9 protein-coding genes are annotated in these 12,249 nt (G+C 58.4%); 6 read left to right on the forward strand and 3 right to left on the reverse strand.

The window, feature by feature from the left end; genetic code table 11:
* Nucleotides 1-188 precede the first annotated feature (188 nt).
* Nucleotides 189-914 carry a competence/damage-inducible protein A gene (locus ACW9UQ_RS04995; RefSeq protein WP_458929900.1) on the reverse strand — a complete coding sequence of 242 codons (726 nt, stop codon included), beginning with the start codon at nt 912-914 and terminating at the stop codon, nt 189-191.
* Nucleotides 915-959: 45 nt separating this feature from the next.
* Between ACW9UQ_RS04995 and sfsA the strand changes: the two genes are divergently transcribed.
* The 3 genes from sfsA to radC all read left to right on the forward strand — a co-directional run bounded on the left by sfsA (nt 960) and on the right by radC (nt 3,513).
* Nucleotides 960-1,691 carry a DNA/RNA nuclease SfsA gene (gene sfsA, locus ACW9UQ_RS05000; protein WP_458929901.1) on the forward strand — a complete coding sequence of 244 codons (732 nt, stop codon included), beginning with the start codon at nt 960-962 and terminating at the stop codon, nt 1,689-1,691.
* A gap of 32 nt (nt 1,692-1,723) precedes the next feature.
* Nucleotides 1,724-2,596, forward strand: coding sequence for a type I methionyl aminopeptidase (gene map / locus ACW9UQ_RS05005; protein WP_458929902.1), 873 nt, complete (start codon nt 1,724-1,726; stop codon nt 2,594-2,596).
* 239 nt (nt 2,597-2,835) lie between these two features.
* The gene (radC, locus tag ACW9UQ_RS05010) at nt 2,836-3,513 is read left to right on the forward strand and encodes a RadC family protein (protein WP_458929908.1); all 678 of its coding nucleotides are present in this window, start codon (nt 2,836-2,838) and stop codon (nt 3,511-3,513) included.
* 375 nt (nt 3,514-3,888) lie between these two features.
* Here radC and ACW9UQ_RS05015 read toward each other — a convergent pair whose 3' ends face one another.
* Together ACW9UQ_RS05015 and secA are read right to left on the reverse strand one after the other, a co-directional pair.
* Nucleotides 3,889-6,147 (reverse strand): hypothetical protein, encoded by a 2,259-nt coding sequence (locus ACW9UQ_RS05015; RefSeq protein WP_458929903.1) that lies wholly within the window; start codon nt 6,145-6,147, stop codon nt 3,889-3,891.
* 277 nt (nt 6,148-6,424) lie between these two features.
* On the reverse strand, nt 6,425-9,157 hold the full coding sequence (gene secA / locus ACW9UQ_RS05020) for a preprotein translocase subunit SecA (RefSeq protein WP_458929904.1): 2,733 nt from the start codon (nt 9,155-9,157) through the stop codon (nt 6,425-6,427).
* Between the two features lie 251 nt (nt 9,158-9,408).
* Here secA and ACW9UQ_RS05025 point away from each other — a divergent pair, with 251 nt between their 5' ends.
* From ACW9UQ_RS05025 to mutT, 3 genes are read left to right on the forward strand one after another with little or no spacing between them, the layout of a single operon-like run.
* Nucleotides 9,409-10,497 carry a peptidylprolyl isomerase gene (locus ACW9UQ_RS05025; protein ID WP_458929905.1) on the forward strand — a complete coding sequence of 363 codons (1,089 nt, stop codon included), beginning with the start codon at nt 9,409-9,411 and terminating at the stop codon, nt 10,495-10,497.
* Nucleotides 10,497-11,738, forward strand: coding sequence for a bifunctional glutamate N-acetyltransferase/amino-acid acetyltransferase ArgJ (argJ, locus tag ACW9UQ_RS05030; RefSeq protein ID WP_458929906.1), 1,242 nt, complete (start codon nt 10,497-10,499; stop codon nt 11,736-11,738). Before ACW9UQ_RS05025 ends, argJ begins: the two co-directional genes overlap by 1 nt.
* Nucleotides 11,735-12,133, forward strand: coding sequence for an 8-oxo-dGTP diphosphatase MutT (mutT, locus tag ACW9UQ_RS05035; protein WP_458929907.1), 399 nt, complete (start codon nt 11,735-11,737; stop codon nt 12,131-12,133). Before argJ ends, mutT begins: the two co-directional genes overlap by 4 nt.
* Nucleotides 12,134-12,249: the final 116 nt, after the last annotated feature.

Consider the following 12,249-nt stretch of genomic DNA (forward strand, 5'->3'; position numbering starts at 1 on the left):
AGCAGTTCTACTCCCTACGTTTCCACAGGGGCACTCAAGTTTTGTCTAAGTCCGTTGCGTCTACCGATTTCGCCACGTCCGCGTGATGCGCAGTTAAGGCAAATCAGCCTGGAAGGTAAAGGGGGGATGGTGGGTTTCACCCACCCTACGGGCACGTGCGTGTAGGGTGGGTGAAACCCACCATCCCCCTACTTTATGAGACCGCGCACATCATTTGTCGCTGCATCCAGCGCATCGCGGTCCTGACACCGCAGAACGATATTCGTGCCATAGCGCCCGTTACGCTGAAACGGGTAGGATCCGATGGCAACCAATGGGTGCGTCTTTGCGATCCCGGCCAGTGCCGTCGCGACGTCGCCTTCGCCCTGGTCCAGCCGCACATTTTCACTCAACAGCGGTGCGCCACCCGTCAGTGTTGGCAACACGCTTGCCACCATCGCCTCGAATACAGCCGGAACACCTGCCATCACAAACACATTGCCAATGTGAAAGCCCGGCGCCTTCGATATCGGGTTTTCAATCAGTGCTGCGCCATCCGGAATGCGGGCCATGCGCAACCGTGCCTCGTTAAGGGCGGCCTCGCCCTCGGCGTAGTTTGCGGCCAGGGCCCTGCGGGCGTCATAGCGCACCGACAGGCCAACGCCAAACGCCTCGGCCACGCAATCGGCCGTAATGTCGTCATGTTCATGTGTCGGCCCGATCCCACCGCTGGTAAAGACATGATCATAGCACCCACGCAGCGCGTTCAGCGCCCCGACCAATGCGGGCGCCTCGTCCGCAACGACGCGTATCTCCCGCAGATCGATCCCATGCGCCGTTAATCGGCCTGCCAGATGGTGCGCATTGGACTCGCGCGTGCGGCCCGACAAAATCTCGTCACCGATAATCAGCAATCCAGCTGTCGGGTTTGCCATTGGCTCTCTCCTTGCGCCGATCTCTGGGCCGGGCTAGCAGGGGATATGAGATTTGATCCGCCTTTGGTTCCAGCCCGCCTTTTGCGCAGATATAAACGATTTCTCGCTGACGTCACGCTTGAGGACGGCGCGGAGGTTACGGCACATTGCGCCAATCCCGGGGCCATGACTGGTGTTGATGCGCCCGGTAGCCGTATCTGGTTGCAGCCCAACACAAACCCCAAGGCCAAACTGCCCTATCGCTGGAAGTTGCTGGAAGTGCCCGACGGTTTTGTCGGGATCGACACCTCGCTGCCCAATGGTTTGGTGGCTGAGGCGCTGGGGGCGAACCGCATTCCCACCCTTGCAGGTTATAGCGATATCCGGCGCGAGGTCCCCTATGGCGAGGCCAGCCGGGTGGACTTTCAGCTGACCGCCCCGGACCGGCCCGATTGCTTTCTGGAAGTCAAGAACGTGCATCTTTCCCGGCAGCCCGGTCTGGCAGAGTTTCCTGACAGCCGCACGGCGCGCGGGGCCAAACATCTGCGCGAGCTGGCCCGTGTTGCGCGCGGCGGGGCGCGGGCGGTTCTGCTTTATGTCGTCCAGCGCACCGATTGCAGACACTTCCGCCTGTTCGCCGATATTGACCCGGACTACGCACGCGCTGCAGCCGAGGCCTATGACGCAGGGGTTGAAACCCTGTGTCATATGACCGATATCAGCCTGCAGGAGATTTCGCTTGCGGCTGAGTTGCCCGTTCTGTCGGACGACACTGACCTTGCGCGCGAGTTATGTTAGGCTGCACATAGCCGATTTTCAGGAGGTTTGCCTTGGACGGCCCCGGCACTACACGGCTGAACAGCGATGGAATTCGCATTCACGCGCCCGAAGATTTTGCGGGAATGCACAAGGCTGGCCAGCTGGCTGCCAGTATTCTGGATATGATCGCGGACCATGTTGCCCCGGGGGTGACAACAGGCGAGTTGGATCAGCGGATCGAGGATGCTGTTGATGCCGCCGGGGCTGTGTCTGCCACGATCGGCTATAAAGGCTACAAACACGCCAGCTGTATCTCGGTCAATCATGTGGTTTGCCATGGCATTCCGGGCAGTCCAATCCCGCGCTGGAAAAAGGAAACCAACGCGCTGCGTGATGATCCAATGCGCGATGATGACCGGCTGCTGGACGGTGACATCCTGAATATCGACGTCACGGTGATTGTCGATGGCTGGTTTGGCGACACCAGCCGGATGTATGTCGCAGGCAAACCCAAGCCCTATGCGCACCGGTTGATCCAGGCGACCCATGATGCGCTGATGAAAGGGATCGAGGCGGTCAGGCCCGGCAATACGTTCAACGATATCGCCCTCGCGATCCAGACCTTCGCTGAGGCGCAGCGCTATTCCGTTGTGCGGGATTTCTGTGGTCATGGGCTGGGCCGGGTGTTTCATGCTGCCCCCAATGTTGTGCATTGCGTGCAGCCGGGGCCTAGCCCGGTTTTTGAACCAGGCATGTTCTTTACCATCGAACCGATGATCAATATGGGCACGTACCGGACCAAACCGCTGAAAGACGGTTGGACTGCCGTGACCCAGGATAAGGCACTTTCGGCTCAGTTCGAGCATTCGGTTGGTGTCACCGAGACAGGGGTTGAGATATTCACGCTCTCGCCCGGGGATCGCTATCATCCGACTTGGGGCTGAGCTGGCCTTAAAGCGTTTCGAGTTTACCTTGAGACATCACATAAAATCGAAACGCGTACGCCATATAGGCTTATCACCGCGTTTCGGGATAAACTTTTGTCTCAGGTTTATCCCGAAACGCTTTAAGCTGACCTTAACCACCCAGGCGCTATGGGTGGGCTATGGCATATCACGGGTTTTCCAAGTTTCCGCTTCTTGATTGTGCGTCCCCGGCGTCCGGCGCTGACGATCTGCCGGTAATGGCTGAACGGCATCAGGTGAACCATCGCACACGCCTTCGGCAGCGCTTCATGAGCGCCGGATCAGCTGCGCTTGCGGATTACGAGATGTTGGAGCTGATCCTGTTCCGCGCCATTCCACGCCGCGATGTGAAACCACTAGCCAAGGACCTTATTGAGGTGTTCGGCGATTTCAATCATGTCATATCGGCACCAGCGGCCCGGCTGGCCGAGGTCAAGGGCGTTGGTGAGGCCGTGATTCAGGAGTTGCGGATTGTGGAGGCTGCGGCGCATCGGCTGGCACAGGCCAGGGTGCTGAACCGGAATGTGATCGCGTCTTGGGATGATCTGCTGAGCTACTGCAAAACGGCGATGGCCCATCGGACGTCCGAGCAGTTTCGCGTGCTGTTTCTGGATCGCAAAAATGTGCTGATCGCGGACGAGGCTCAGGCGCAAGGCACCGTCGACCATGTGCCGGTCTATCCGCGCGAGGTGGTCAAGCGCGCACTGGAACTGAACGCGTCAGCGCTTATTCTGGTGCATAATCATCCCTCCGGCGACCCGTCCCCGTCGCAAAGTGATATCGATATGACGCGACAGGTTGAGATGGCGGCATTGTCGCTGGGAATTACCTTGCACGACCACGTGATCATCGGGAAAGAGCGCGATGCCAGCTTTCGCGCCCTTGATCTGCTTTGAAGCGTCAGCTGAAAGCCCTGAATCACCTAACGCCGCCTGAAGTCAAAGATTTCAACATGTTAGATGATGCGTGATGTCTCAGGCATTTCGCGAGGTGCTTTTGCTCGCGCATCCATTATGCGCTTAAAACTTTGACCCCAGTTCATGTTGATCAGGTAAGGTTCTCTGCCTAAATCGTTTCGAGTTTACCATGAGACATCACTGAAAATCGAAACGCGTACGCTCTATCGGCCTATCACTGCGCTTCAGGACAACCCTGTGTCTCAGGTTTATCTCGACACGCGTTAGCGTCCTCGCTTTGGATTCCATCCCCCTCAAAAGAAAAACGCCGCTTTCGGGAAAGCGGCGTTTGCAAATCTTTTGGTCAGGTCCGGATCAGCGACGGGCGATGCGGATGTCCTGCACGGCGTTCCGGATAACGGTGCCGGCTGCATTAGCGCAATCGCTGATCGTGAACTGGAGGTCCCGATCACGACCCACGCGTGCCCCTTCAGAGCGCATGGTGTGGATCTCGGGCCGGTTCTCACACTGCTGGCCGACACCAGCCAGTTGCAGCGACAGATCCACCAAGCCGGATTGGGTCCGGCTGGACTTGATGATGGTGTAAACCTCAGCCTTCAGACCTGGGCCATTCTGCGGGCCAAGGACAGTCAGGTAGCCGCCGCCAGCACGACGCGCTTTCTGCGGGTCGCTGGGGCGCTGCGCCCAAATGTGGCCGATTGTACCAGCCTGCGCGCCGAATTCGCGGGCGTGCAAGTCCAGGTCGATATCGGCGGACCACATCACCGCAACGCGGGTCACACGGTCCATATTGGGCACCTGGATGCTCTGGCTTTGGTTCGCACCATCGGCAAACATAACCGCAACTTCAGCATCTCCGACCATGGCGGGGACAACGAAGTTCGCAACACCATCGGCGTCAGTTTCGGCTGAGAACTTCAGACCAGCGTGGCCAACGGCAAACTGCTGACCCGGGCGGCAAGGCGACACAACGGTCGCAACAATCTCGGTGCCATCCCCATGGGAGGTCTGCAGCGACATGTCGATGCCACATCCAGCCGTCACAGGAACCTCGACAGGACGTGTCGGCTGAGGCTCTTCGACGTTCAGGGATGCAACCTGAGCCGGCTCAGAGATGATCTGAATACCGCTCTGTGGCCGCCCATCAACTGCCACGTCATCGGTGTTCAACTGCACAGGCCGCTGAGCTGGGCGCGAGATGCGCTTGAACACAACCTCGTTGTGACGGCTGGAGTCCAACGACGCAACGATCTGCTCTGGCTCTTCGCCTTCAGGGGCGAAGCGGCGGTCGATCTGCGGCAGCGGGATGCTACGCGCGCTATCAATCACGGCGGTGCCATCCGGTGCCACACCGCCTGCGACGGCGAACTCACCAGTGTTGGGACGCGAGGTTGATGTGTCAGCACGCGCGGCTGCTTCGCTACCCTCTTCTGGCGACAGCAAACCTTTGGCGGCGGATACCGTTACGCCAAGGAAAGAATTGCTGCGGGCAAGATTGGCAATAACCCCAGAATCGTTGGGTGTCTCGGCGACAACAGGACCGGGCACTTCTTCAAAGATGCCGATATCGGCGGTTGCAACAACATCCGACGATTTGCCAGTCGGCGTGATTTCCACAGCCTCAACACTGGCAACCGGCGTTTCAACGACCGGGGTCGCTTCAACCTGCGGTGACACTGGCGTGGCGGGCCGGGTATCGGCAGCTGCGATCTGTGTTGGTGCAACTGGAGGCTGCGGCGAGCTACCACCCTGCGATGGCAACGACGGGCTGCTGGGCAACGACATTGCGGTTTCCAGACCCTGAGTGCCAGCCCCGAACCCGGTCGGTGCCGAAGGACGCGGCGCGGAAACATTCGGGCGCGATGTGGTCGCACCAGCGATGTTGATATTGCTTTCTTCACCTTCAAGCGCCGGGGCCTGCAGGGCAACGTCACCACCACCAACACGGCTGACGCGCGCAGTGGAGTTATCAACCGATACGGCGCGATCGCTCTGCCCCATGTCGCCGATGTCTGTGGCAACAGCCACCTGCACATCACGATTGCGAATCTCGGCAACAGCTTCTGTCGGTGTAGTCACCTCAGCGGTGCTTGGCACTTCCAGACGTACTGGCACCTGCATGGAAGAGGTTTCATTTGCAAAACCGGTAGGCGAATTACCCTGCGTGACGTCAGCCATGATCATAGGCTCACCCTTGCCGTTGGAGGAGACGGCTGCCGGGATGTTTTCCACCTTAAGAACGTTCAGCGTGACGACGGTAACTTCGCAGGCATCCTCAAACGGGACGCAATACTGCATAAGAACCTGGCCCTCACAGGCGTGGCTTTCGGAAAACTGAATCGTGCCAGCCACAACCAAAGCTGACCCGCAACTTGGCGCGTTTACAATTTTCAACTCGTCGGGATTAACACGGTCAGCGTTGTAGTCGTTTAACAGAACGTCCAACGACTGAACGCGGCCCGCACGCAGGGTAAACACGTCAGGTTGTGCCTTATACGCACCCGAGCCACCCAGCAGCGACCCGCTGCCATCACCACGATTCATAATCGCCCCAGCGCCGATAATCAGCACCAGAACGGTGAAAATCGTCATAAATCGATCGTCTAGTTTCACGCGAGGTCCCTCCAAAGACCACCATTTAACCGCGACCAGTATATAGGGGATTTTGCAATCTTTTAGAACGTTTACAGACGTTCGTTAAAATTGCGTCCTTCCAGCAACAGCCCCCTAAACCTTGGCCAAGCGATTCTTTGACAAGACAACATCTAGCCCGAATTAAGGGCAAAATTGTGTCCATACCTATACAATAGGGTATATTGGGGTCGGATTTCAAGGGGGCGACGGCCGGGAAACCGATCACAACCGTCGTGAACCAGACATATATCTTGCATCAGGCCCGCCCGTGGCAGTGCTTGAATTTCTTGCCTGAGCCGCACGGACAAGGCTCATTTCGCCCGACATTTGAGAAGTCGACCGGATCCGCCCCAGCGGTTTCGGCGGGTGCAGCACCGTCACTGGCGGCCGCCTCTCCCTGTTCGGCAGCCAGACGCGCCTGCTCCTGCATTTGCCGGATAACGGCTTCCTGCTCTTCCTGCGTCATAACCTTGACATGGGCCAGTTGCCGCGTGACCTCCAGCCGTAGACGGTCGAGCAGACCTTCGAAGAGTTCAAAGGCTTCGGTCTTGAATTCGTTCAAAGGATCGCGCTGTGCGTAGCTGCGGAACCCAACGACAGAGCGCAGATGCTCAAGTACCTGCAGATGTTCCTGCCACTGCTTGTCGATGGTTTGCAGCAGAACCTGCTTTTCGATCTGGCGCATGGTCTCGGAGCCATAATTCGCAGCCTTCTTTGCCATGGCCTTGTCAGCCTCGTCATTGAGGCGATCACGGAAAACCTCGTCATCGACGCCGTCTTCCTCGCCCCAGGCCATCACCGGCAGGTCGAGGTTCAGGGTGTTGATCACCTCGCCATAGAGCGCCTTGGTGTCCCATTGGTCGGGATAGCTGCCCTCAGGGATGAACTGATCGACCAGATCATCGACCACCTGCTCACGCATATCAGAGACGATCTCGGACACGTCCTGCTGTTCCATGATCTCACGCCGTTGCCCAAACATGGTCTTGCGCTGGTCGTTCATCACATCATCGAACTTCAGCAGGTTCTTGCGGATATCGAAGTTACGGCCCTCGACCTTTTTCTGGGCGTTTTCCAATGCCTTGTTGATCCAAGGGTGAACGATGGCTTCGCCTTCTTTCATGCCCAGACGCTTGAGCATGCCATCAAGGCGATCAGACGCAAAGATGCGCATCAGATCATCTTCGAGGCTTAGGTAGAACAGGGTTTTGCCCGGATCGCCCTGACGCCCGGAACGGCCCCGAAGCTGGTTGTCGATGCGGCGGCTCTCGTGACGCTCGGTCGCCAGAACGAACAGACCGCCTGCATCCAGCGCCTTTTGCTTCAGCTCTTCAACCTCTGCATGAACTTGTTTCTGGATCTCTTGCGGATCGACCCCTTCGCCAGCGGCTTCGATCTGTTCCAGAATCTTGGCATCCACATTGCCGCCCAGCTGAATATCGGTGCCACGTCCGGCCATGTTGGTTGCGATCGTCACAGCCCCGGGAATACCGGCATTGGCGATGATCTGTGCCTCTTGCTCGTGGAACCGAGCGTTCAGAACATTATGCGGAATACCCGCCTTTTTCAGCATGGTGGACAGAAGTTCCGACTTTTCGATGGAAACGGTCCCGACAAGCGTCGGCTGCCCTTTGTCATGCGCTTTCTTGATGCGTTCGACGACAGCCTCGTATTTCTCGCGCTGGGTCCGGTAGACCCGGTCATCCATATCGGCGCGCGCAATCGGCTTGTTGGTTGGGATGTCGACAACGCCAAGGCCATAGATCGTCTGGAATTCCTCGGCCTCGGTCATCGCGGTTCCGGTCATTCCGGCCAGCTTGTCATAAAGGCGGAAGTAGTTCTGCAGAGTCACCGAGGCGACGGTCACGTTCTCAGGATGGATCGGCACACCTTCCTTGGCCTCCATTGCCTGATGCAGGCCATCGGACATCCGCCGTCCCTCCATCATGCGGCCGGTGAACTCGTCGATCAGCATCACCTCATCCTTGCGGACGATATAATCCTTGTCCTTGGTGAACAGCTTGTGCGCCCGCAGTGCCTGGGTGATGTGATGCACCAGAGAGGCGCTTTCCGGATCATAAAGCGTCGCATTTTCGTCAAGGAAACCTAGCGCCTTCAGCCGCTGTTCGACAAACTCGTTGCCCTCTTCGGTCAGCGAACACTGGCGGAATTTCTCGTCGACCTCGAAATGTTCTTCGGTGAGTTCCGGGATAAGCTGGTCCAGCTTGATATACAGATCCGACTTGTCCTCCGTCGGGCCCGAGATGATCAGCGGGGTCCGCGCCTCATCGATCAGGATCGAATCCACCTCATCGACGATGGCGAAGTAGTGATCGTGCTGGAACAGCTGATCCAGATCGGCCTTCATGTTGTCGCGCAGATAGTCAAAGCCCAACTCATTGTTGGTCGCATAGACGATGTCGCAGCGATATGCCTCGCGTTTGGCAATCTCGTGATCGCGACGCGCCTGTTCCATAGCCATCGGGTCGGGCGATGTCGGGGTAAACGGCACCACTGTGCCGACCGTCATATCAAGTGCGGCGTAAACCACACTCATCCATTCGGCGTCACGCTTGGCCAGATAGTCATTCACCGTGACCACATGCACACCGCGCCCGGTCAACGCGTTCAGATACACCGCCAGCACCGCCATAAGGGTCTTACCCTCACCGGTCTTCATCTCGGCGATATTGCCGCGATGCAGAACAATGCCGCCCATCAACTGCACATCGAAAGGACGCAGGCCCAAAGTCCGGAGAGCCGCCTCGCGCGCGTTTGCGAAAGCTTCGGGCAGCAGATCGTCCAGCGTCTCACCTTTTTTCAGCCGGTCGCGGAATTCCGCCGTCTTTTCCTTGATACCGTCATCGCTCAGCGCCTGGAACTCTGGTTCCAGCGCGTTGATCTTGGCGACGATGGGGCGCAGGGCCTTGATCTTGCGGTCGTTTGCGGTGCCGAAAATCTTTTTCGTTGCGGTGCCCAATCCGAGCATGACGAACCTGTCTTTCTGCCTGTGCCACGCAGCCCCTGGCCGGTGGCGACCCTAATTCCTGTCAGCGGCACCGGTCTGGTGACTTGCCGGTCTGGCGATGACGCTTTATGTGAGCGGTGAAACGTGCTGTGCAGCACCCCGGACCGGGCACATCTAAGCAGCACGCACAATGGTGTCAACGCTGCCCATCGTCGTATGGGCGTCATAGTCTGGCCGCAACGCGATGCAAAGCGGCACTACAGGAGAAACTCATGCGCATTTTCGGATTGACCGCTTCGGTCCTGGCCCTGGTCGCCGCTGCACCCTTTGCGGTTGCACAGGACACCACCAAACCACTTACCGAGGCCGAGAAAGCGCTTGAGGCTGCGGAAGAGCAGGTTAAGGATGCTGCCGATGCGGCAACTGAGAAAGCCGAAGAAGCGGTTAAAGCTGCAGAAGAAAAAGCTGAAGACGCGGTTAAGTCAGCTGAAGATATGGTAGATGACGCCGCCAAAGCGGCTGAGGACGCGGTTCAGGATGCGACGGGGGCCGCAGATGCGGCAGCCGATGAGGCCGTCGAATATGACTCCGATACAGTTCTGGCGACTGTCAACGGTACGGCCATCACACTGGGTCATGTTGCGGTGATGGTGAACCGCCTGCCACCGCAGTATCAGCAGCTTGAGGATCAGCAGCTTCTGGACGGTATTTTGCAGCAGATGGTCGAACATCAGATTCTGCTGGAACAGCTTGAGGCGCGCGGCACCATCTCAAAACCGCTTGCCCTGACGGTTGAGAACGAAGTGCGTGCTATGAAAGCGCAAGAGATCGCTAACGAATTTTATCTAGAGCCGGTTTCAGAAGAAGATCTTCAAAAAGCCTATGACGAGGCGATCGCGGGCATCCCACCCTCCGTCGAATACAGTGCGGCACATATTCTGGTCGAGACCGAAGACGAAGCGAAAGCGCTGGTAGAGGCGCTGAATGGCGGCGCCGATTTTGCCGAACTGGCGAAAGAGAAATCGGTCGGCCCTTCTGGCCCCAATGGCGGCGATCTGGGCTGGTTTGGTGCGGGCCAGATGGTACCGGAATTCGAACAGGCCGTCATGTCGCTTGAGCCGGGCGCGATCTCTGCCCCCGTTCAGACGCAATTCGGCTGGCATGTCGTTAAGCTGAACGAAACCCGCGAGAAGCCTCTACCAACGATGGAAGAGATGGAGGCAACGCTGGACCAACGCCTGCGGCAACAGCAGGTGGAGGCCAAGGTTAAGGCACTGACCGACGCGGCAGAAGTAGAGTACACGTCTGACGGCGTGCCCGCAGCCGCGATCCGTGACACGGCGATCTTCGGCAGCGAGTAATGGCCGGGACGAGCAAGGTTTCGCCGCTGGCACCAGCGGCGTTTCCCGATCTGCCACCGGTGGCGGGCGTGCGCTTTGCTGCCACCGCCGCCGGGGTACGTTACACCGGACGAACCGATGTCATGGTGGCAGAGATTGCCGCTGGCAGCACCATCGCGGGTGTTTTCACCCGATCCACCACCCGCGCAGCACCGGTCCTGTGGTGTCAGGACTGTCTGCCTGCTGGCGGCGCGGGGGGCTATGCGTTTCTAGTGAATTCCGGTAATGCCAACGCCTTCACCGGCACGCGCGGCATGGATGCTGTCCGTGCTTGTACCAGCGCAATGGCCGAACGGCTTGGCCTGCCTGAGAGCCATGTGTTCATGTCCTCAACCGGTGTGATCGGCGAGGCGCTGCCCGAGGATCGTATTCTGGCCAGCATGGATGACCTTGTCGCCGGTCTGTCGGCGGATCGGGCGGCGGATGCGGCGCGCGCGATCATGACGACCGACACCTATCCCAAGGGCGCGGTTCGGGCCGTCGATCTGGATGGTGTTCCCGTGACCCTGACGGGGATTGCCAAGGGCTCCGGGATGATTGCGCCCGATATGGCGACCATGTTGGTTTACCTCTTTACCGATGCGGCGATTGATCCATCGGTTTTGCAAGGGCTTGTCACTGATGTCGCGAATGAAACGTTTAATTGCATTACTGTGGACAGCGACACATCTACCTCAGACAGTCTTTTGATGGCGGCCACTGGGCAGGCCGATATGCAGCCGATCATCGTGGGTGATGCACGCATAGAAGCGTTTCATTCAGCACTGAACGATCTGATGCTGGATCTGGCACATCAGGTGGTGCGTGATGGCGAAGGGGCAACCAAATTCGTTGAAATCCGTGTCACCGGGGCCTCAGATGATCGCGCGGCCCATATCATCGGCAAAGCCATTGCCGACAGCCCGCTGGTCAAGACAGCCATCGCTGGCGAGGATCCCAATTGGGGCCGGATCGTCATGGCGATTGGCAAGGCTGGCCAACCGGCGGATCGCGACCGTCTGACCATTCGCTTTGGCGATATCACCGTGGCAGAAAACGGCTGGGTATCGCTAGGGTATTCCGAGGATCAGGGTGCGGCCTATATGAAAGCGCAGGAGATCGTGATTGGTGTCGACCTGGGTCTTGGCGCGGGCAAGGCGACCATCTGGACCTGTGATCTGACCCACGATTACATTGCCATCAATGCGGATTACCGGTCGTGAAGCTGGTTCTTGTTGCCGCCGTTGCGCTGATTGACGCGGACGGCCGGGTGCTGCTGGCCCAGCGTCCGGCAGGAAAGTCCATGGCAGGCTTGTGGGAATTTCCCGGCGGCAAAGTCGAACCGGGCGAAACACCCGAGGTCACCCTGATCCGCGAGCTTCAGGAGGAACTGGGCATCGACACCTGGCAAAGCTGTCTGGCACCGCTGACCTTCGCCAGCCATGCTTACGAGGATTTTCACCTGCTGATGCCACTGTTTGCCTGCCGCAAATGGTCCGGAACACCAACCGCGCAGGAGGGGCAGGTTTTGAAGTGGGTGCGCAAGCAAAACCTGCGCGACTACCCGATGCCGCCCGCCGATATTCCGCTGATCCCCATCCTGCGCGATTGGCTTTAGAGCGCCGTCCTTGAAATCTGAATCGGTGGGATTCCCACGATGCGGATTTTGTGATTCACTATATTTGGAGGTGGAACATGGGCAAATCGCTATCACTGGATATTCGGGAGCGTGTC

The sequence above is a fragment of the Halovulum sp. GXIMD14793 genome, from assembly GCF_054457435.1.